This is a genomic window from Kosakonia sp. YIM B13588 (genome assembly GCF_042788165.1).
GTDB lineage: Bacteria > Pseudomonadota > Gammaproteobacteria > Enterobacterales > Enterobacteriaceae > Kosakonia > Kosakonia sacchari.
Map to the genome: position 1 here is coordinate 141,742 of NZ_JBHZPO010000001.1, position 19,913 is coordinate 161,654.

The following is a 19,913-nucleotide window of genomic DNA, read 5'->3' on the forward strand; positions in this document are numbered from 1 at the left end:
ATATAGGGGCGCCGCCTGGGATTTTAAAGGTCAGACAGGATAAAAATGTGAGATTAATCACAATTCACCGGCTGCTTTACCGCAACAAATAAGTTTAGAACAAAAGTTAACGCCGCAGTGTTAATGTTTTGTTAGAATCATGCTGAAAAGTTGTCGAGTTTTTACCGTGAGGCGTGAGCAAATGGCGCATAATTCTTCTGAAGACGACCTGAAAAAAACACTGACTGAAATGCAGTTTTACGTGACGCAGAACCACGGCACTGAGCCGCCGTTCACCGGGCGTTTTCTGCATAACAAACGCGACGGGATTTATCACTGTCTGGTGTGTGACGCCGCGCTATTCAATTCGCAAACCAAGTATGATTCAGGCTGTGGCTGGCCAAGTTTCTTTGAGCCGGTGAGCGAAGATGCTATCCGCTATATTAACGATTATTCGCATGGCATGCAGCGTGTGGAAATCCGCTGTGGAAAATGTGATGCGCACCTGGGTCACGTCTTCCCCGATGGCCCACAACCGACCGGCGAACGGTATTGCGTCAACTCGGCTTCCCTGAGCTTTACCGATGACGAAAATGGCGATCGTTCTCAGGGTTGAAAAAACGATTCAGCAATTATTCCACGGAGTTTTCTAGATGAATCTTGATCAAATCGTTAACAGCATGACGCCGGAGATCTACCAGCGCCTGGTAACGGCCGTTGAGTTAGGGAAATGGCCGGATGGCGTTGCGCTTACGCAAGAGCAAAAAGAGAACAGTCTGCAACTGGTGATGCTGTGGCAGGCGCGTAATAACACGCAGGCGCAGCATATGACCATTGATACCAACGGCCAGATGGTGATGAAAAGTAAGCAGCAATTAAAAGAGGATTTTGGCATTTCGCCAAAGCCGATCGCGACGTTTAAATCGTAAATCGCCATGCCGGAGGCGCAATGCCAGCCGGCATGGGCATTATCAGGCGTGCGTTTCCTGCCAGTCCGCGAGCGTATAGAGCGTCGCGCCAGCCGCTGACATCTCCATAAACGCCTGCGTACTGTCCTGCGGATTCAGGTTCACGCCACGGCAACCATCGGTAATGACATTCACCTGATATCCCAGTTGTAGCGCATCCAGCACGGTAAATTTCACGCAGTAATCGGTGGCTAAACCGAGTATTACCAGCTCGCGAATGCCGTGCTGCTGCAACCAGGTGTGCAGGGCGGTTTCCTGACGATGGCCGTTATCGAAAAACGCGCTGTAACTATCAATCAGCGGGTTTTCGCCTTTGTAAAACACCGCGTCGATAGCGTTCTGGTTTAGCAATGGATGCAGCGCCGCGCCCTCGCTGTTTTGTACACAGTGATCGGGCCAAAACGTTTGGGCTAACCCAGCCAGTTTACCGGCTGTGAACGGCGCGACGTGGTGCTGACTGGCGAAACTGCCATGTCCCGCCGGATGCCAGTCCTGGCTTGCCACGATGGCATCACCGCGTGTTTTACACCACGTCATCATGGCATTAGCAATATCGACCGTGCTGTCACCTTCCGCCACTGCCAGCGCGCCGCCAGCGCAAAAATCATTCTGAATATCGACCAGCAGCAATGCGCGTTGCGTCATACAAGCCTCCTCATTCATCCGGTGTCAGTTCACCGCGCAGGTTTTGTGTCATGGCGGTGCGAATGGCATCAGCGTCCAGATCCTGGCTTAACAGGTAGTGAAGCTTTGTCAACGTCGCTTCCACTGTCATGTCTGCGCCGCCAATCACGCCTGCGTGGGCGAGGGCGTTGCCGGTGGCGTAGCCGCCCATGTTGACCTTGCCGGACATACATTGTGTCAGGTTGACCACGACAATGCCGCGGGCGCTGGCTTCCTGGAGTTCTTTCAGAAACTCACCGTTTTGTGGCGCATTACCCACACCGTAAGAACGAAGAATCAGCGCTTTTACCGGCTGACGCAGGAAGTTACGCACCACATCGGCGGATATACCTGGATAAATCGTTACCACGCCAATCGGCTGCGGGGTGATCGGGTGGACAACCAGTTCGCCAGTGGTGTGCGGCGCGGGCGGCGTGCCCAGGCGGCGAATATGGATACCCGCTTCCAGTAGCGGCGCAAGGTTAGGCGAAGCGAACGCGTCGAAACCATCAGCATGCGCTTTGGTGGTGCGGTTGCCGCGATACAGACGGTTATTGAAGAACAGCGTGACTTCGTTAATCGGGAAATTAGCCGCCACATATAACGCATTCAGCAGGTTGATCTGTCCATCGGAACGCAGTTCGGCGAGCGGGATTTGTGACCCTGTCACAATGACCGGTTTGCCTAAATTTTCCAGCATAAACGACAGTGCCGACGCGGTGTAGGCCATCGTGTCCGTACCGTGCAAAATCACAAAACCATCGTAATCGTCATAGTGCGCTTTCACATCGTCTGCGATATGTTGCCAGTCTTCCGGCGTCATATCGGACGAATCCATCAGCGGCTCATATTCATGGATGGTGAAATCAGGCATTTCGGGGCGATGGAACTCAGGCATCAGCGCCAGTTGACGTTGCAGGTGACCGGAAACCGGCACATAGCCGTGTTCTGAGCGTTGCATACCGATAGTCCCGCCCGTGTAGGCAACGTAAATGGATTTTTTTTGCATAGTTATATTCTGGCTTCATCAAAAAAATCCCCTCCGGTGGAGGGGACGTGGTCAGGTGATTTTAGCGGATATTGGCGCAGTTCAGACAGAGCGCATAACGGTTTTGTGGATCGTTAAACACCGCCAGTTTGTCGGTTTCAGCTTTCATCTCCAGCGCAGCGCTCGCCAGCGGGGCAGGCAGGTATGCCTGCAATGCTTTTGGCAGCATGGCGCTTACCGAACCGGACATGCTATCCATTAGCCGATCAAAGAATGTCGGCTCTTCCTCGTAGTAATCGATATGCCACTGTTTCAGTTTCGCAAGTTCAGCCGCTTTCGCCAGCGCGTCGTCGAAATCGCCCAACGCATCGACCAGCCCGTTATTTTTCGCATCCTGGCCGGTCCAGACGTGGCCCTGAGCAATTTTATCAATCTGCTCAGGCGTGCTGTTGCGCGACTGCGCCACCAGCGTGATAAAGCGTTTGTAGCCATTCTCGATGCTCAACTGCATCATTTGCGAAACTTCGTCCGGCAGCGCTTTGGTCATGCTGACATCTGCCAGCGGCGAGGTTGCTACGCCATCAGTATGTACGCCGATACTGTCGAGGCTTTTTTCCAGCGTGTTGATAACACCGAAGATACCAATCGAGCCGGTCAGCGTGCTGGCACTGGCGACAATGTAATTCGCCGGTGTTGAGATCCAGTAACCGCCAGAGGCCGCCATGCCGCCCATCGAAACCACGACCGGTTTACCTGCCGCGCGGGCTGCCGCCAGCTCGGAGCGGATAACTTCCGATGCGCTGACGCTGCCGCCAGGGCTGTTAACACGCAAGACAATGGCTTTTACTTTTGGATCGAGACGTGCATCGCGGATCTGCGCGGCGGTGGTATCGCCGCCTACGTTCCCTGGGGTTTCCTCGCCATCCATAATCGCGCCGTTAGCGAAAATTACCGCCACGGTATCGCCAACATCGCTCGGTTTTTTCGCCTGGTAATCATACATGCTGACCGCGCGGAAGTTCTTATCCTCCGTGCTCCAGCCAAACTGTTTAACCATCGCTTTTTCCGCATCGGTGGCGGAACCCAGTTCATCCACCAGTTTGTTGTCCAGCGCATACTTCGCCGTGTCGCCATCTACTTTACGCAGGCCATCCAGCATCGCTTGTGCGCCAGGGAAGACTTGCTGCGCGGTGATTTGGCGGTTAGCGGCAACGGTGTTGAGGTAGTTCTGCCACAACTCATTAATCCAGCGGCTATCTGCATCGCGGGCTGCCGGGGACATATCATCGCGAATAAATGGCTCAACGGCGGATTTATAGGTTCCGACACGGAATACGTGGGTGGTGACTTTCAGCTTATCAAGCAGCGATTTGTAGTAGAGGCCATTGGTGGCAAAACCATGCAGATCAACCACACCCTGCGGCGACAGCCAGATCTTGTTGGCGAAGCTGGCAAGGTAATACTGGCCCTGACTGTAGTTATCGCCCACGGCATAAACCGGCTTACCGCTGTCGCGGAATTCGCGCAGCGCTTTGCCGATATACTGCATCGACGGTTGATCGGCACCGGCAAAATTTTTCAGATCCATCACAATCCCGGTGATATTCCGGTCATGCTGCGCCTGGCGAATGGTGTCGACGATGTCAAACAGTGAGTTTTCCTGCAGGCGATCGGAGCTGGCACCAAACAACTGGCGACCCAGTGCGCCAAGCCGGCTGCTGGCGGAGGTTTTGTCCACCACCACGCCGGAAATATCCAGCAGCAATGCGCCCCGACTGTTGCTGCTGGTTTTACTGTCGCTCATTTGCATCCACACGCCCGCGACAACCAACACCAACAAAATAAAGAAAAGATTCAGCACCAGCTTGCGGATAAAGTTCAGCAATCGCCAGCTCCACTTGAAAAAACCGGCAATAATACGCCAAAGGGTTCGCATGTATTCTCCCTGGTAGTTAACGACCACCGCTGCCCGAGCGGCAAAGTGTGGTTATCCTAATTACCCCGCCGCCACTTGTCAGCAGGAATCGCCTTCGGCGCTGTAACAATTTCTACGCCCGTGTTAATTTTGTGAACAAATTTCAATACAGGAGTTTAACTAATGGACGCACTTGAGCTGCTCGTCAATCGTCGTAGCGCATCCCGGCTGGCAGAACCGGCCCCGGCAGGTGAACAACTGGATAACATTTTGCGTGCGGGCATGCGCGCGCCGGATCACGGTACGCTGCAGCCGTGGCATTTTTTTGTCATCGAAGGGGAAGGGCGCGAACGGTTCAGTCAGACGCTGGAGCAGGCCGCGGTTGCCGCAGACCAGGATGAAAAAGGTATCGAAAAAGCGCGTACATCGCCTTTTCGCGCGCCGTTGATCATTGCGGTGGTGGCGAAATGCGACGTTCACCATAAAGTCCCGCAGTGGGAACAGTTGCTTTCTGCTGGCTGCGCGGTAATGGCAATGCAGATGGCGGCGCTGGCGCAGGGGTTTAACGGTATCTGGCGCACAGGCCCGCTGACCGACAGTCCGGTGGTTCGCCAGGCGTTTGACTGCCGCGAACAGGACAAAATTGTTGGTTTTCTGTATCTCGGTACACCGCAGTTGAAAGCCTCGACCACTGTCACCGTACCGGATACCACGCCGTTTGTGACACGTTTCTAAGCTCTGCCTGATATCGGACGGCTGCGACAACTCTGCCGCAGCCGTTTTCTTTTAACGTCCAGTTTGATTTCGCTGATAACAACGCGAAAGGATCACAGCGAAGCACGCCCGTTCGGGCGCACTGTTTATTTACGCTGTGCGGCAAACTCGTCTTTGGCTTTCTGCAATTGTTGCTGGAACGCCGGGTTGGTATGCAAAGTGGCAACGACAGCAGAACCGACAATGCGCGCCGCGTCCACGTCACTTTGCCAGTGGTAGCCACAGATCACCCGGCTTTGACCCAGGTCGTAGCCGCGTTTGAGGATCTGATCCTGACGCTGTGGATTAATCTCTGCCAGTACCAGTGCGGTCGCCCAACCGATCGAGGTATGGCCGGACGGATAAGAGCCGTTTTTCGCCAGTGAATCCTGCTCTTTGGTGTTGCAGGTTGGTACGCCGTAGAAGGCAAACGGGCGGATACGCATATATTTTTGCTTCGCGCCGCGCGTTGCCAGATCGCCCGCATCTTCGATCATATTGGTCAACAGTTTATGCAACTGCGGGGAGTCTTTCTCGGTGATGGGTGAGCCAAATGCGCCAGAGAAGGCGTTTGCCACGCCGCCGCTGCTCAGGTTGGCGTCTTCCGCTGCCTGTTTGCCGCGCTCGGTGCTACGCAGCAAGCGGCCCTGTTCGTACATTGCCTGATCGTTTAAAAACGCGATGCTACCGACTTCCGGCGGCGGTGGTAACAGCGCCAGGCTATCAATCGCCTGCGCATTTTTCAGGTAGTAAAGATCAGGTTTGGTGGTGGCGTCATTCCCGGATGGAACCAGAGCAAAAGCGCTGGTAGAGAGCAAACTAGCAAGACAAAACGCGATGATATTTTTTTTCATGAGCGGTTCCTTTGTGTAAAAAGCGTCCGTAGCCCTCAGTGGCTGCTGTCATATTTCTGTCATAAAATGCCAAAAAGAACATTGCGGTGACTCGCAAAATGGCCGATGTAGTTATTGGGATGATGTTTACGAGCAAAAAATCATCGCACGTGATGTCTGTTTCGTTTGCTTAATGAGCAATAACGCGCGAAATCAGATTGCCAGACTTACCAGCTCAGCATTTGGGCGCTACCATAGCGCGATTGCAATGACAGGAGATGTCCATGAGCGAGCAAGCCATTCGTTTAACGCAATACAGCCACGGAGCCGGTTGCGGTTGTAAAATTTCCCCCAAAGTGCTGGATACCATTCTGCATAGCGAGCAGGCGAAGTTTCTCGACCCGAACCTGCTTGTCGGCAACGAAACGCGTGATGACGCCGCCGTTTACGATTTGGGTAACGGTACCTGCATTATCAGCACCACCGACTTCTTTATGCCGATTGTCGATAACCCCTTCGACTTTGGCCGCATTGCTGCGACCAACGCCATTAGCGATGTTTTCGCGATGGGCGGCAAACCGATTATGGCGATTGCCATTCTGGGCTGGCCACTCGACAAACTGGCACCGGAAATCGCGCGTGAGGTGATCGACGGTGGGCGTTTTGCCTGCCAGCAGGCCGGGATTGCGCTGGCGGGCGGTCACTCAATCGACGCGCCGGAGCCGATTTTTGGCCTTGCCGTAACCGGCGTGGTGCCAACCGAACGTGTGAAGAAAAACAGTACCGCCCAGGCGGGTTGCAAACTGTTCCTCACCAAGCCGCTGGGCATTGGCGTATTAACCACGGCGGAGAAAAAATCGCTGCTTAAACCGGAACACGTTGGTCTGGCAACGGAAGTGATGTGCCGCATGAACCTTGCCGGTGCCGCCTTTGCCGGGATCGACGGCGTAAAAGCGATGACCGATGTCACCGGCTTTGGCCTGCTCGGTCACCTGAGCGAAATGTGTCAGGGCGCTGGCGTACAGGCGCAGGTCTGGTATCAGGATGTGCCGAAATTGCCAGGTGTTGAAGAGTATATTGCCCAGGGCGCCGTGCCGGGCGGTACCCAGCGTAACTTCGCCAGCTATGGTCATCTGATGGGTGAGATGCCAACGGCGGTGCGCGATTTGCTGTGCGATCCGCAAACGTCCGGCGGCTTGCTGCTGGCGGTGGCACCGGGTTCGGAAGAGGAAGTCAAAGCCACGGCGGCGGAATACGGAATTCAACTGAGCGCGATTGGTGAGCTGGTTAGCGCGCGCGGCGGTCGCCCGATGATTGAGATCCGTTAATCCTATGCGGTTATTTATTGCCGAAAAGCCCAGTCTGGCGCGTGCCATTGCCGATGTGCTGCCGAAGCCGCATCGCAAAGGTGACGGCTATATTGAGTGCGGTAATGGTCAGGTGGTGACCTGGTGCATTGGTCACCTGCTTGAGCAGGCGCAGCCGGATGCCTATGACAGCCGCTATGCGCGCTGGAATCTGGCCGATCTTCCGATCGTGCCGGAAAAGTGGCAGCTGCAGCCGCGTCCGTCGGTGCTGAAGCAAATCAATGTTATCAAACGCCTGCTCGCCGATGCCGAACAGGTGGTGCACGCCGGTGACCCGGATCGTGAAGGGCAGTTACTGGTTGATGAAGTGATTGATTACCTGCAACTGCCAGCCGAAAAACGCCAGCAGGTGCAACGCTGCCTGATTAACGATCTCAATCCGCAGGCGGTGGAGCGGGCGATTGAGCGCCTGCGGGCAAATAGCGAATTTATTCCGTTGTGCGTGTCGGCGCTGGCGCGCGCCCGTGCCGACTGGCTCTACGGCATCAATATGACCCGCGCGTATACGCTGCTGGGGCGCAACGCCGGTTATCAGGGCGTGCTCTCCGTGGGGCGCGTGCAGACGCCGGTGCTGGGGCTGGTGGTGCGCCGCGACGAAGAAATTGAGAACTTCGTGGCGAAAGATTTCTTTGAGGTGAAAGCGCATATCGTCACGCCTGCCGGGGAGCGCTTTACTGCCCTGTGGCAGCCGAGCGAAGCGTGTGAGCCTTATCAGGACGATGAAGGGCGCCTGTTGCATCGCCCGCTGGCGGAGCATGTGGTGAACCGCATTAGCGGCCAACCGGCGCTGGTAACGGCCTATAACGATAAACGGGAATCAGAACTCGCGCCGCTGCCGTTTTCGCTTTCCGCACTGCAAATTGAAGCGGCAAAACGTTATGGGCTCAGTGCGCAGAACGTGCTCGATATTTGCCAGAAACTCTACGAAACCCACAAGCTGATCACCTATCCGCGTTCTGATTGCCGCTATTTACCGGAAGAGCACTTCGCCGGGCGACATGCGGTGATGAATGCGATTGGCGCGCATGCCCCGGATCTGTTGCCGCAGCCGGTGGTGAATCCGGACACGCGCAACCGCTGCTGGGACGATAAGAAAGTCGATGCGCACCATGCGATTATCCCGACTGCCCGCGCTTCGAAGGTCAATCTCAGCGATAACGAAGCCAACGTTTATAACCTGATTGCTCGCCAGTATTTGATGCAGTTTTGTCCGGATGCGGTGTTCCGCAAATGCCAGATCGATCTTGATATCGCCAACGGCAAGTTTATCGCCAAAGCGCGTTTTCTGGCGGAGGCCGGATGGCGCACGCTGCTTGGTTCGAAAGAGCGAGATGAAGAAAACGACGGCACACCGTTGCCGGTTGTGGCAAAAGGTGACGAATTGCTGTGCGAAAAAGGCGAAGTGGTCGCGCGTCAGACCCAGCCGCCGCGCCACTTTACCGATGCAACATTGCTGTCGGCAATGACCGGGATTGCGCGGTTCGTGCAGGATAAAGATCTAAAGAAAATTCTGCGTGCTACCGATGGTCTGGGCACCGAGGCGACGCGCGCCGGTATTATCGAACTGTTGTTCAAGCGCAGTTTTCTGGTGAAGAAAGGGCGCTACATCCACTCGACCGAACCGGGCCGGGCATTGATCCACTCGCTGCCGGAGATGGCGGCGCGCCCCGATATGACCGCGCACTGGGAGTCGGTGCTGACGCAAATCAGTGAGAAAGAGTGCCGTTATCAGGACTTTATGCAGCCGCTGGTCAGTACGCTGCACGAACTGATTCACCAGGCGCGTAACACGCCGGTGCGTCAGTTCCGTGGGCTGGTGGCACCGGGCGGCGAGAAGAAAAAACCGTTTGCCAAAGGCCGGGGGAAAAAACGCCCGCCATCAGCAGAGGCGAGCGGTGACGCGGCGTCTCCGGCCGGATAACGCGTTTTCGCTGTTACCCGGCCTGCACATCAAATTACGCCTTGCGACAGCATCGCGTCGGCGACTTTCACGAAGCCCGCGATGTTGGCACCGCGCACATAGTGCGTTTGTTTGCCTTCGCCGCCGTACTCAACGCAAGCCTGATGAATATCCAGCATGATGTGGTGCAGGCGCGCATCCACTTTTTCCGCTTTCCAGCCCATACGCGCGGCATTCTGCGCCATCTCCAGACCGGAGGTGGCAACCCCGCCTGCATTCGCCGCTTTCCCCGGTGCGAACAGCACGCCCGCTTCGAGGAACAATTCTGTGGCATCAATGGTGGTGGGCATATTTGCACCTTCCGCCACGGCTTTTACGCCGTTGGCAATCAACACGCGCGCCGCATCGGTATCCAGCTCATTTTGCGTGGCGCACGGCAGCGCGATGTCGACCAGCACTGACCATGGCTGCTTGCCTTCGAGGTATGTCAGACCAAATTCCCGCGCGTAATCTGCGATGCGGCCGTCGCGGCTGGCTTTGATCTCGCACAGGCGGGCGAGTTTTTCACGGTTAAACCCGGCTTCATCCACCACGGTACCGGCAGAGTCCGACGCGGTGATCACCCGTGCGCCGAAGGCCATCGCTTTTTCTATCGCGTATTGCGCCACGTTGCCGGAGCCGGAAATCGCGACGCGCATCCCTTCAAAGCTAAGACCGTGACGCTTGAGCATCGCTTCGGTGAAATAGACCAGGCCGTAACCGGTCGCTTCCGGGCGGATCAGACTGCCGCCAAATGAAAGCCCCTTCCCGGTAAACACGCAGGCGGTATTGTTGGAGAGCTTTTTCATCATCCCGGCCATAAAACCGACTTCGCGTGCGCCGACGCCAATATCCCCGGCGGGCACATCGGTATCCGCGCCAAGATGACGATACAGTTCGCTTATCAGCGCCTGGCAGAAGCGCATCACTTCGCCATCGCTTTTGCCTTTCGGATCGAAATCACTGCCGCCTTTGCCACCGCCCATCGGCAGGGTAGTGAGCGCATTTTTGAACGTTTGTTCGAAGCCGAGGAATTTGAGGATCGACAAATTCACCGACGGGTGAAAACGCATGCCACCTTTGTAGGGGCCAATGGCCGAACTGAACTGTACGCGCCAGGCGCGGTTAACCTGTACCTGATTACGGTCATCAACCCAGGCGACGCGAAACTGAATCACGCGCTCCGGTTCAACAAGGCGTTCAAGTAACGACATCTGGCGGTAACGCGGGTGAGCTTCAAGGAAGGGCCAGAGGGTGGACATCACTTCACGAACGGCCTGAGAGAACTCCGGCTGGTGCGGGTCGCGCTGTTCAACATACTGGAGAAATGATGCAAGAGAGTGCGTCTGATCCATAGATATAAGTGTCTCTTATTGTTGTGGTGAATTTGTTGTGATGGTGGTGCGCAAAAAGCAGGCACTTTTGGACTATAACATTCGCAAGGTTGCATGCTGCAAGGGAAAAATCCGCACACCAGGCAAATTAATAATTGGCAATCTTTCATAACTAAAAACGATGATCGGTGAAATTAAAGTCCTGCCGCAGAGATCCGTTATAGTAATGAGTGGCGTCAATCAGAAAGGACAAGTTATGACCCGAATTAAGTGGATAGCAGCAGCGTTACTGGTTGCTGCCTCAACCAGCGCGCTGGCTGAACGTTTACCGTCGCCGGGGATTGAGGTGAATGTGCCGCCAGAAGTGTTCAGCTCCGGTGGACAAACGCAGACCACGCAGCCCTGCATGCAATGCTGCGTATATGGTAATCAAAACTACAGCGAAGGGGCGGTTATCAAAACCGAGGGTGTGTTATTACAATGCCAGCGCGATGAGAAAACCATTTCCACTAACCCGCTGGTGTGGCGGCGCGTGAAGCCATAAACGCTTCCAGCAGCGGAATATCCGCCGGAGCCAGCGGCAGTGTCAGCGCTTCGGCGGGTAAGCACCACAACAACGCCCGGTGATAGTGGCGTACCGGTTCACCGCGAAAATTCTCCACATGCCAGGCGTGCAAATGAATCAGCCGCCCGGAAATCTCCCGCTGATGGCTGGCAACATAGCGCGCAGGCTCGGCGTCAATACCCAACTCTTCCCGCAACTCGCGCGTTAGCGCCTGCGGCTGTGTTTCCCCGGCTTCAACCTTGCCACCGGCAAATTCCCACAGACCGGCCTGATCGGCATGGTCGGGGCGCTGTGCCAGTAAAATTTTGCCGTCGCGCTCAATGATGGCGGCCACGACATCCAGAGTTTTCAGAAGGGTCATTACTGCGTTCCGTGAGTGTGCTGGCTCCATTCGAACCAGCCGCCATCATACACGGCGATATCCGCCCAGCCGAGCGCGCGGGCAATAAAAAAGGCAAACGAGGCGCGCCAGCCAGTGCCGCAATAAAAAATTACCGGATTATCGCCAGTGATGCGCTGTTGTTGCCAGAGTGCGGCGATCTCTGACGGGTTGCGCACCGTGCCGTCTGCATTGTGAAAGTCGGTAATCAACTGGCTGTCGCCTGCTGCCAGCCCCCAGCGAGCACCGGGAATATCGCCGACTGCGGCGATATAGTCATAACCGCTTGTCTGACCGCTAAACTCAGGCCAACTGCGGATACTGACCAGCAACGTATCGGGCTGCGCCAGCCGCTGCTGGGTTTGCACCATATTGAGCAATAGCTCAGGTTGCGCCGGGATACGCACGCCGAAATCCCTTTGCGGTTTAACGCCTGGCGCTGCGCCGATTTCTTCGGCTAAACCGGTGCGTAGCCAGCTCTGCCAGCCGCCATCCAGTAAGCGAACATCCCTGATCCCGGCATATAACAAAATGTGTGCCATCCGCTCCGCCGCATAATTGCCTCGGCTGTAAAGGATGACGGTACTCTCCGCGCGCAGGTCATGATTGAGTAGCACATGGCGTAATTGATCGGGCTTGAGTACATTCCACAGCGGCAAGCTTTCTACTTCGCGGGTGTCGATATAATCCGCGCCGGGAATATGTCCGGCGCGATAGAGGTGTTCAGCGTCACATCCCACCTCCAGCAGCCGCCATTCGCCCTCCGGGGTAGCCGTGACCGGGCGATGTTGCAGCAGATCCGCCAGCCACGTTGCGCAAACCCACGGAGAAGGCGCGGACGTCATCGGTCAGACCTTAAATTTGGCCCACACCGGTGCGTGGTCGGATGGTTTTTCCATGCTGCGAATGTCGTAATCAATACCCGTCTCAATGCAGCGCTCCGCCAGCGGTTGGCTTGCCAGCAGTAGATCGATACGCAGGCCACGGTTATCGTCGAAGCCTTTTGAGCGGTAATCAAACCACGAGAAGCGATCCTGCGTTTCCGGGTTAGCTTCGCGGAAGGTATCCACCAGCCCCCAGCCTTTCAGGCGCTCCATCCATTCGCGCTCTTCCGGCAGGAAAGAGCATTTGCCGGTGCGCAGCCAGCGTTTGCGGTTCTCTTCACCAATACCAATATCAAGATCTGTCGGGCTGATGTTCATATCGCCCATGATCAACACCGGTTTTGTTTTATCGAGTTCTGTATCGAGGTAGGTTTGCAAGTCCTGGTAGAACTTCTCTTTCGCCGGGAATTTCAGCGGGTGGTCGCGGCTTTCGCCCTGCGGGAAATAACCGTTAATCACCGTGATATCGCCGATAGGCGAGGGGATCTCCGCCATGATAATGCGGCGCTGCGCTTCTTCACCGTCGTTCGGCCAGCCGCGGCGCACGGAAATCGGCGTCTCTTTGGTCAGTAACGCAACGCCGTAGTGGCCTTTCTGTCCGTGATAAAAAACGTTGTAACCCAGCCGTGCGACATCTTCGAGCGGAAACATATCGTCGTGGACTTTGGTCTCCTGCAGGCCGATGACGTCCGGCTGATGTTGCTCGACCAGCGCTTCAAGCTGGTGAGGGCGGGCGCGCAGGCCATTGATATTAAAAGAGACGAATTTCATAGTCGCAGCCATATAGCAGAGTGAAAGATGCAGAGATGTTAGCAGAATTTACATTTAACCACCGCCACTTATTGATATTGCCACCGCCGATGCGTACTGGCGCAATACGCGCCCTTATTTAGGGCGAAATGCACTAATACAGGGCGCAGGATGTAAATTAATTTCGCTGATGATCACAGTTCTATAATTAAAATTTCTAATTGCATAAACAGGCGTCTTTATTCCCTCTTCACCTCGTTTGGATCTCTGGTTATTCACTTTTTATGCAAATAAAGTGAATGGCGATAGGTTTTAAGTTGTTGAAATTTCGTTGTCATAAGACGTTTATGCATTTTTATCGCTGGCTGGCACGAACCGTGCAATCTACATTTACAGCGAAAACGTTCATATTCGTTAACATTTTATCAACTATTTATTTACCGGATGAGGTCGCTATGTCTCTGTCAATTACGCGTGAAAATTTTGATCAATGGATGTTGCCTGTCTACGCGCCTGCGCCTTTTATTCCGGTACGCGGTGAAGGTTCCCGCCTGTGGGATCAGCAGGGTAAAGAGTATGTCGACTTTGCCGGAGGGATTGCGGTGAATGCGCTGGGGCATGCGCATCCCGCGCTGTGTAAAGCGCTCAGCGAGCAGGCGGCGAAGTTCTGGCATACCGGCAACGGTTACACCAATGAGCCGGTGCTGAAACTGGCGAAACGCCTGCTGGACGCGACCTTTGCCGATCGTGCTTTCTTTTGTAACTCCGGTGCCGAGGCAAATGAAGCGGCCCTGAAGCTGGCGCGCAAATATGCCCACGATACATTCGGCCCGCAAAAAAGCGGCATTGTTGCCTTCAAGAATGCGTTCCATGGACGCACCTTATTTACCGTCAGCGCGGGCGGGCAACCGGCTTATTCGCAAGATTTTGCGCCGTTGCCGCCGCAAATCCAGCATGCGCAGTTCAACGATCTTGCCTCTGCCAGCGCACTAATTAATGACGACACTTGCGCTGTCATTGTCGAGCCGATGCAGGGTGAAGGCGGCGTGGTGCCTGCCAGCCAGGCGTTTTTGCAAGGGTTGCGCGAGCTGTGCACCCGCCATAACGCGCTGCTGATTTTTGATGAGGTACAAACCGGCGTTGGCCGCACCGGCGAGCTGTATGCCTATATGCATTACGGCGTGACGCCGGATGCGCTGACCACGGCAAAAGCGTTGGGCGGCGGTTTCCCGATTGGCGCAATGCTGACCACCGAACAGTTTGGCAAAGTGATGAATGTCGGCACCCACGGTACGACTTACGGCGGTAACCCGCTGGCCGGCGCGGTGGCGGGGGCGTTGCTCGATATCGTCAACACACGGGAAACCCTGACTGGCGTGAAGCAGCGCCATCAATGGTTTACGGAGCAGCTAGCGGCGATCAATGACCGTTATCACCTGTTCAGTGAAATCCGCGGTTTAGGGTTGCTGATCGGTTGTCAACTGGTTCCAGAGTATGCCGGAAAAGCAAAACAACTTTCACAACTGGCGGCGGCAGAAGGCGCAATGGTGTTGATTGCCGGTGGCAATGTGCTTCGCTTTGCTCCGGCGTTGAATATCAGCGAAGACGAGATCCGCGACGGGCTTGCGCGCGTTGCCCGCGCCTGTGAAAAATTCATTGCGGAGAGCGCATCATGATGGTGATCCGTCCTGTCGCCGAAGGCGATTTACCGGCGCTGATGCGGCTAGCCGGGAAAACCGGTGGCGGCCTGACGTCGTTGCCGGTTGATGAAGCAACGCTTGCTGCGCGTATTGAGCGTTCACGCCTTACCTGGCAAGGCGAGCTGCCGAAGGGGGAGCAGGGGTATGTTTTTGTGCTGGAAGAGATGCAAAGCGGCGAGGTGGCGGGGATTTGCGCCATTGAGGTCGCGGTGGGTCTGAACGATCCCTGGTATAACTACCGGGTCGGGACTCAGGTGCATGCCTCGAAAGAGTTGAATGTCTATAACGCGCTACCGACGCTGTTTCTCAGTAACGATCACACCGGCAGCAGCGAACTCTGCACGCTGTTTCTCGATCCCGCCTGGCGCAAAGAGGGCAACGGTTATCTGTTGTCAAAATCGCGCTTCCTGTTTATGGCGGCATTCCGCGAGCGCTTCAATGAGAAAGTAGTAGCCGAGATGCGCGGCGTGATTGACGAGCACGGTTATTCGCCCTTCTGGGAGAGTCTGGGCAAGCGTTTCTTTTCGATGGAGTTCAGCCGGGCGGATTACCTGTGCGGCACCGGGCAAAAAGCCTTTATCGCAGAGCTGATGCCTAAGCACCCTATTTATACCCACTTCCTTTCACAAGAGGCGCAAGAGGTGATCGGCGAGGTGCATCCACAAACGGCACCGGCCCGTGCGGTGCTGGAAAAAGAGGGTTTTCGCTACCGTAACTACGTTGACATTTTTGATGGCGGGCCGACGCTCGAATGCGATGTCGACCGGGTGCGGGCGATTCGCAAAAGCCGCCTGGTTACGGCGGGCGAAGGCCAGCGCGCACCGGGTGAATGGCCCGCATGTATGGTCTCCAATGAGCAGTACCAGCAATTTCGCGCCATGCTTATTTACGCGGATCCAAACACCGAGCGTTTGTTATTAACGGCAGCCGAACTGGATGCGCTGAAGTGCCAACCGGGCGATACCGTGCGGCTGGTACGCCTGTGTGCCGAAGAGAAAAGTGGCGAGGAGAAAGCAAAATGAGTTTATGGATTAAAGGTGACTGGGTAACAGGCCAGGGCGAACGTCGTATCAAAACCAACCCGGTAAGCCACGAAGCGCTGTGGGAGGGCTTTGATGCCGATAACGAGCAAGTGGCGCTGGCGTATCAGGCCGCGCGCGACGCTTTCCCGCAGTGGGCACGGCAGGCTTTTACTGAGCGCCAGGCCATTGTCGAGAAATTCGCGGCGCTGCTGGAGACCAATAAAGTGGCACTGGCCGAAATCATCGCCCGCGAAACCGGTAAGCCGCGCTGGGAAGCGGCGACCGAAGTGACGGCGATGATCAACAAAGCCACCATATCGGTAAAGGCGTACCACACGCGCACCGGGGAACAACACACTGAGATGGCTGATGGTGCCGCGACATTGCGCCATCGCCCGCACGGGGTGCTGGCTGTTTTCGGGCCGTACAACTTCCCTGGTCATTTGCCGAATGGGCATATTATCCCGGCGCTGCTCGCGGGTAATACTTTGATTTTTAAACCCAGCGAACTCACACCGTGGACCGGCGAAGCGGTGGTCAAACTCTGGGAGCAAGCAGGTTTGCCCGCAGGCGTGCTGAACCTGGTGCAGGGCGGGCGTGAGACCGGCCAGGCGCTGAGCGCATTACCGGGGCTGGACGGATTATTATTTACCGGCAGCGCCAATACGGGTTATCAACTTCACCGCCAGCTTGCCGGGCAGCCGGAGAAAATCCTTGCGCTGGAGATGGGGGGCAACAACCCGCTAATCGTTGAAGATCCTGATGATACCGATGCCGCTGTCCATCTGGCGATCCAGTCAGCATTTATTACCGCCGGGCAGCGCTGCACCTGCGCGCGTCGCTTACTGGTTAAACGTTCTAAAGTGGGCGATGATTTTCTGGCACGGCTGGTGGAAGTGAGTGCGCGGCTGCAACCGCAAGCCTGGGATGCGGAACCTGCACCCTTTTTCGGCGGTTTGATTTCACCTCAGGCGGCGCAGCAGGTTTACCAGGCCTGGCAGGCGCACGAAGCGCGCGGCGGTAAAACCTTGCTTGCACCGCGCCTGTTGTCGGAAGGAACCTCGCTGCTGACGCCGGGGATTATCGAGATGACCGACGTTGCGGAAGTGCCAGATGAAGAAGTTTTTGGCCCGCTGCTGTGTGTCTGGCGCTATGACGATTTTGATCAGGCGATCCGTATGGCGAACGACACGCGCTACGGGCTGGCCTGCGGGTTGATTTCCCCGGATCGGCAAAAATTTGATCAACTGCTGCTCCAGGCGCGCGCCGGGATCGTCAACTGGAACAAACCGTTGACCGGCGCGGCCAGTACCGCGCCGTTTGGCGGCGTGGGCGCGTCGGGTAACCATCGCGCCAGCGCATGGTATGCGGCGGATTACTGCGCCTGGCCGATGGCGAGCCTGGAATCTCCTGCGTTGGCGCTACCGCAGACGCTCAGTCCTGGGCTTGATTTCTCCCGCGAGGCGCAGCCATGAAAGCACGTGAGGTTAACTTCGATGGCCTGGTTGGGCTAACGCACCATTACGCCGGATTATCTTTTGGTAATGAAGCCTCGACCAAACACCGCTTTCAGGTTTCTAACCCGAAACTGGCGGCAAAGCAGGGGCTACTGAAAATGAAAGCGCTCGCCGACGCGGGTTTCCCGCAGGCGGTGATCCCGCCGCAGGAGCGCCCCAATATCGCGGTCTTGCGACAGCTTGGTTTCAGCGGCAGCGATGAACAGGTGGTGGAAAAAGCTGCCGCACAAGCGCCGCAGATCCTCTCCGCTGCCAGCTCGGCATCGTCGATGTGGGTCGCAAACGCGGCTACCGTCTGCCCGTCGGCGGATGCGCAGGATGGCAAAGTGCATTTCACGGTTGCTAATCTGAATAATAAATTCCACCGCGCGATGGAAGCCCCGACCACAGAAGCGGTGCTGCGCGCCATCTTCCGCGATGAAACGTCGTTCGCGGTCCACCCGGCGCTGCCGCAGGTTGTGATGTTTGGCGATGAAGGTGCGGCGAACCATAACCGCTTTGGTGGTGATTACGGCGAAGCAGGCGTGCAACTCTTCGTTTATGGCCGGGAATACGCAAGCCTGGATGCCCCGGCGCGTTATCCGGCGCGCCAGACGCGAGAAGCCAGCGAGGCGGTGGCGCGTATTAATCAGGTGCGCACGGAGCAGGTGGTTTTCGCCCGGCAAAACCCGGATGTTATCGATCTGGGCGTGTTTCATAACGATGTGATTGCCGTTGCGAACCGACAAGTCCTTTTTTGTCACGAACTGGCTTTTGCCGACCAGGCTAGTGTGCTGGTCGAGCTACACTCTAAAGTACCGGGATTTATGGCGATTGAAGTTCCGCAGCAGGCTGTTTCTGTTACCGATGCGGTGGCGACGTATCTGTTTAATAGCCAACTGCTGAGTCGGGATGATGGCAGCATGATGCTGGTGCTGCCGCAGGAGTCACAGGAACATGCCGGTGTGTGGCGATATCTGAACACGTTGCTGGCGCAGGATAACCCAATCAGTGAGCTTAAAGTATTTGACCTGCGTGAGAGCATGGCGAACGGCGGTGGTCCGGCGTGTCTGCGCTTGCGTGTGGTGCTTACCGAGGCGGAGCTGCGTGCCGTTAACCCGGCGGTGATGATGAATGACAGTTTGTTTGCCACCCTCAATGACTGGGTGGATCGGTACTATCGCGATCGGCTGACGCAAGCGGATTTAGCCGATCCGCAGCTTTTGCGCGAGGGGCGGGAAGCGCTGGACCGATTAACGCAGTTGTTGAATCTGGGATCGGTGTATCCCTTCCAGCGTTAACCGGAGGCCGTATGGATAACTTTCTTGCTGCAACGCTTGCGGGCGATATCCCGCGAAAAATGTCAGGGGAGTCGGGCGGTATTCACTGGTTGTGGCATGAACAAGGGATTCTCGAACTTATCCCGAAACAATCCGTCGGGCGATCGTTGGTCATCTCGAGTGCTATCCACGGCAATGAAACCGCGCCGGTGGAGATGCTGGATTTGTTGCTTAAGAATGTCTTTGCGGGCGAACAGCCGCTCACCTGGCGGCTGCTGGTGATCCTTGGAAACCCGCAGGCGCTGGCGCAAAACAAGCGATTTGTGCATAACGATCTCAACCGGATGTTTGGTGGGCGCTGGCAGCAACTGCCGCCCAACGATGAAACGGTGCGCGCCGCCCAGCTTGAACGGGCGGTAACGCATTTCTTTGCGGCGGGCGATGAAGTGCGCTGGCATCTGGATTTACACACTGCGATCCGCGGTTCGTACCATGTGCGCTTTGGTGTGTTGCCGCTGCGAGCAGAACCATGGGATGAACTGTTTCTGGAGTGGTTAGGCGCAGCCGGGCTGGAGGCGCTGGTATTTCATCAGGCGCCAGGCGGTACGTTTACGCACTACAGTTGCGAGCATTTTAACGCGCTGGCTTGCACACTGGAGCTTGGCAAAGCGTTGCCGTTTGGTGAAAACGATTTAAGCCAATTCCAGCGTACGGCCTGGGCGCTGGCGGCGTTACTGGCGGGTGAGCCTGCGCCAGACACGGAAAATACGCCGCTGCGCTATCGGGTGGTGCAGCAACTGACTCGTCGCAGTGAAGCGTTCAAACTTTTTATGAGTGCCGATACGCTCAATTTTACGGCCTTCAGCGCGGGTACCTTGCTGGCAGAGGATCGCGGCGAGCGGTATGTGGTGCAACATGAGCAGGAGTATGTTTTGTTTCCGAATCCGAATGTTGCTATTGGTTTACGTGCCGGACTAATGCTTGAGAAAATTAATTAAATAGCCAGCCCTGTTAACGCAGGGCTTATTTTTGTGGGTTTCTTAAATAAATTACAGAATTATCCTGGTGAAGCGCTTTATTAATAAATCACTTTGATTT

19 protein-coding genes are annotated in these 19,913 nt (G+C 55.9%); 11 read left to right on the forward strand and 8 right to left on the reverse strand.

Annotated elements, in window-relative coordinates; translation table 11 throughout:
* The first annotated feature begins 181 nt into the window (after positions 1-181).
* A complete protein-coding gene (gene msrB / locus ACFX4U_RS00725) occupies positions 182-595 on the forward strand; it encodes a peptide-methionine (R)-S-oxide reductase MsrB (RefSeq protein WP_017456514.1) in 414 nt (137 codons plus the stop codon).
* Between the two features lie 37 nt (positions 596-632).
* A complete protein-coding gene (locus tag ACFX4U_RS00730; RefSeq protein ID WP_305736289.1) occupies positions 633-908 on the forward strand; it encodes a YeaC family protein in 276 nt (91 codons plus the stop codon).
* 42 nt (positions 909-950) lie between these two features.
* Here the strand turns inward: ACFX4U_RS00730 and pncA are convergent, their stop codons facing one another.
* The 3 genes from pncA to sppA all read right to left on the reverse strand — a co-directional run bounded on the left by pncA (position 951) and on the right by sppA (position 4,534).
* Complete coding sequence (gene pncA, locus ACFX4U_RS00735) at positions 951-1,592, reverse strand: bifunctional nicotinamidase/pyrazinamidase (RefSeq protein ID WP_318366534.1); 642 nt, start codon at positions 1,590-1,592, stop codon at positions 951-953.
* A gap of 10 nt (positions 1,593-1,602) precedes the next feature.
* Positions 1,603-2,619: an asparaginase gene (gene ansA / locus ACFX4U_RS00740; RefSeq protein WP_017456517.1), complete on the reverse strand. Its 1,017-nt coding sequence runs from the start codon at positions 2,617-2,619 to the stop codon at positions 1,603-1,605.
* A gap of 61 nt (positions 2,620-2,680) precedes the next feature.
* A complete protein-coding gene (gene sppA, locus ACFX4U_RS00745) occupies positions 2,681-4,534 on the reverse strand; it encodes a signal peptide peptidase SppA (RefSeq protein WP_318366533.1) in 1,854 nt (617 codons plus the stop codon).
* Between the two features lie 162 nt (positions 4,535-4,696).
* Between sppA and ACFX4U_RS00750 the strand changes: the two genes are divergently transcribed.
* Positions 4,697-5,248: an NAD(P)H nitroreductase gene (locus ACFX4U_RS00750; RefSeq protein ID WP_318366532.1), complete on the forward strand. Its 552-nt coding sequence runs from the start codon at positions 4,697-4,699 to the stop codon at positions 5,246-5,248.
* Between the two features lie 125 nt (positions 5,249-5,373).
* Here the strand turns inward: ACFX4U_RS00750 and phoC are convergent, their stop codons facing one another.
* Positions 5,374-6,120, reverse strand: a complete 747-nt coding sequence (gene phoC / locus ACFX4U_RS00755; protein ID WP_065368686.1) for an acid phosphatase PhoC — start codon at positions 6,118-6,120, stop codon at positions 5,374-5,376.
* A gap of 263 nt (positions 6,121-6,383) precedes the next feature.
* On the opposite strand from phoC, the gene selD reads away from it, so the two are divergent.
* Positions 6,384-7,427: a selenide, water dikinase SelD gene (gene selD, locus ACFX4U_RS00760; protein ID WP_065368685.1), complete on the forward strand. Its 1,044-nt coding sequence runs from the start codon at positions 6,384-6,386 to the stop codon at positions 7,425-7,427.
* A 4-nt stretch (positions 7,428-7,431) separates the two neighbouring features.
* Positions 7,432-9,387, forward strand: a complete 1,956-nt coding sequence (locus ACFX4U_RS00765; protein ID WP_305736285.1) for a DNA topoisomerase III — start codon at positions 7,432-7,434, stop codon at positions 9,385-9,387.
* Positions 9,388-9,416: 29 nt separating this feature from the next.
* Here ACFX4U_RS00765 and gdhA read toward each other — a convergent pair whose 3' ends face one another.
* A complete protein-coding gene (gene gdhA, locus ACFX4U_RS00770) occupies positions 9,417-10,760 on the reverse strand; it encodes an NADP-specific glutamate dehydrogenase (RefSeq protein ID WP_313509983.1) in 1,344 nt (447 codons plus the stop codon).
* 235 nt (positions 10,761-10,995) lie between these two features.
* Between gdhA and ACFX4U_RS00775 the strand changes: the two genes are divergently transcribed.
* Complete coding sequence (locus ACFX4U_RS00775) at positions 10,996-11,283, forward strand: YnjH family protein (protein WP_313509980.1); 288 nt, start codon at positions 10,996-10,998, stop codon at positions 11,281-11,283.
* Here ACFX4U_RS00775 and ACFX4U_RS00780 read toward each other — a convergent pair.
* From ACFX4U_RS00780 to xthA, 3 genes are read right to left on the reverse strand one after another with little or no spacing between them, the layout of a single operon-like run.
* The gene (locus tag ACFX4U_RS00780) at positions 11,249-11,665 is read right to left on the reverse strand and encodes a pyrimidine (deoxy)nucleoside triphosphate diphosphatase (protein ID WP_305067925.1); all 417 of its coding nucleotides are present in this window, start codon (positions 11,663-11,665) and stop codon (positions 11,249-11,251) included. The two genes, ACFX4U_RS00775 and ACFX4U_RS00780, sit on opposite strands and share 35 nt — an antisense overlap.
* The gene (locus tag ACFX4U_RS00785; RefSeq protein ID WP_313509975.1) at positions 11,665-12,528 is read right to left on the reverse strand and encodes a rhodanese-like domain-containing protein; all 864 of its coding nucleotides are present in this window, start codon (positions 12,526-12,528) and stop codon (positions 11,665-11,667) included. Before ACFX4U_RS00785 ends, ACFX4U_RS00780 begins: the two co-directional genes overlap by 1 nt.
* Before the next feature lie 3 nt (positions 12,529-12,531).
* Positions 12,532-13,338, reverse strand: coding sequence for an exodeoxyribonuclease III (gene xthA / locus ACFX4U_RS00790; protein ID WP_065368680.1), 807 nt, complete (start codon positions 13,336-13,338; stop codon positions 12,532-12,534).
* Between the two features lie 434 nt (positions 13,339-13,772).
* On the opposite strand from xthA, the gene ACFX4U_RS00795 reads away from it, so the two are divergent.
* Genes ACFX4U_RS00795 through astE form a run of 5 tightly spaced genes read left to right on the forward strand, consistent with a single transcriptional unit; the run spans position 13,773 to position 19,813 of the window.
* A complete protein-coding gene (locus ACFX4U_RS00795) occupies positions 13,773-14,993 on the forward strand; it encodes an aspartate aminotransferase family protein (protein WP_313509971.1) in 1,221 nt (406 codons plus the stop codon).
* Positions 14,990-16,039 carry an arginine N-succinyltransferase gene (gene astA / locus ACFX4U_RS00800; protein WP_313509969.1) on the forward strand — a complete coding sequence of 350 codons (1,050 nt, stop codon included), beginning with the start codon at positions 14,990-14,992 and terminating at the stop codon, positions 16,037-16,039. The genes ACFX4U_RS00795 and astA overlap by 4 nt, the downstream gene beginning before the upstream one ends.
* Positions 16,036-17,514 (forward strand): succinylglutamate-semialdehyde dehydrogenase, encoded by a 1,479-nt coding sequence (gene astD / locus ACFX4U_RS00805; protein ID WP_349350580.1) that lies wholly within the window; start codon positions 16,036-16,038, stop codon positions 17,512-17,514. The genes astA and astD overlap by 4 nt, the downstream gene beginning before the upstream one ends.
* Positions 17,511-18,836 carry an N-succinylarginine dihydrolase gene (gene astB, locus ACFX4U_RS00810; protein ID WP_313509964.1) on the forward strand — a complete coding sequence of 442 codons (1,326 nt, stop codon included), beginning with the start codon at positions 17,511-17,513 and terminating at the stop codon, positions 18,834-18,836. The genes astD and astB overlap by 4 nt, the downstream gene beginning before the upstream one ends.
* A gap of 11 nt (positions 18,837-18,847) precedes the next feature.
* Positions 18,848-19,813: a succinylglutamate desuccinylase gene (astE, locus tag ACFX4U_RS00815; protein ID WP_313509962.1), complete on the forward strand. Its 966-nt coding sequence runs from the start codon at positions 18,848-18,850 to the stop codon at positions 19,811-19,813.
* Positions 19,814-19,913: the final 100 nt, after the last annotated feature.

Coding starts and splice junctions, on each gene's coding strand:
- astD (WP_349350580.1), top strand. CDS start 16,036: ATGAGTTTATGGATTAAAGGTGACTGGGTAACAGGCCAGGGCGAACGT.
- ACFX4U_RS00780 (WP_305067925.1), bottom strand. CDS start 11,665: ATGACCCTTCTGAAAACTCTGGATGTCGTGGCCGCCATCATTGAGCGC.
- selD (WP_065368685.1), top strand. CDS start 6,384: ATGAGCGAGCAAGCCATTCGTTTAACGCAATACAGCCACGGAGCCGGT.
- ansA (WP_017456517.1), bottom strand. CDS start 2,619: ATGCAAAAAAAATCCATTTACGTTGCCTACACGGGCGGGACTATCGGT.
- ACFX4U_RS00795 (WP_313509971.1), top strand. CDS start 13,773: ATGTCTCTGTCAATTACGCGTGAAAATTTTGATCAATGGATGTTGCCT.
- astB (WP_313509964.1), top strand. CDS start 17,511: ATGAAAGCACGTGAGGTTAACTTCGATGGCCTGGTTGGGCTAACGCAC.
- ACFX4U_RS00765 (WP_305736285.1), top strand. CDS start 7,432: ATGCGGTTATTTATTGCCGAAAAGCCCAGTCTGGCGCGTGCCATTGCC.
- sppA (WP_318366533.1), bottom strand. CDS start 4,534: ATGCGAACCCTTTGGCGTATTATTGCCGGTTTTTTCAAGTGGAGCTGG.
- ACFX4U_RS00750 (WP_318366532.1), top strand. CDS start 4,697: ATGGACGCACTTGAGCTGCTCGTCAATCGTCGTAGCGCATCCCGGCTG.
- xthA (WP_065368680.1), bottom strand. CDS start 13,338: ATGAAATTCGTCTCTTTTAATATCAATGGCCTGCGCGCCCGCCCTCAC.
- ACFX4U_RS00785 (WP_313509975.1), bottom strand. CDS start 12,528: ATGACGTCCGCGCCTTCTCCGTGGGTTTGCGCAACGTGGCTGGCGGAT.
- ACFX4U_RS00730 (WP_305736289.1), top strand. CDS start 633: ATGAATCTTGATCAAATCGTTAACAGCATGACGCCGGAGATCTACCAG.
- gdhA (WP_313509983.1), bottom strand. CDS start 10,760: ATGGATCAGACGCACTCTCTTGCATCATTTCTCCAGTATGTTGAACAG.
- pncA (WP_318366534.1), bottom strand. CDS start 1,592: ATGACGCAACGCGCATTGCTGCTGGTCGATATTCAGAATGATTTTTGC.
- msrB (WP_017456514.1), top strand. CDS start 182: ATGGCGCATAATTCTTCTGAAGACGACCTGAAAAAAACACTGACTGAA.
- astE (WP_313509962.1), top strand. CDS start 18,848: ATGGATAACTTTCTTGCTGCAACGCTTGCGGGCGATATCCCGCGAAAA.
- ACFX4U_RS00775 (WP_313509980.1), top strand. CDS start 10,996: ATGACCCGAATTAAGTGGATAGCAGCAGCGTTACTGGTTGCTGCCTCA.
- astA (WP_313509969.1), top strand. CDS start 14,990: ATGATGGTGATCCGTCCTGTCGCCGAAGGCGATTTACCGGCGCTGATG.
- phoC (WP_065368686.1), bottom strand. CDS start 6,120: ATGAAAAAAAATATCATCGCGTTTTGTCTTGCTAGTTTGCTCTCTACC.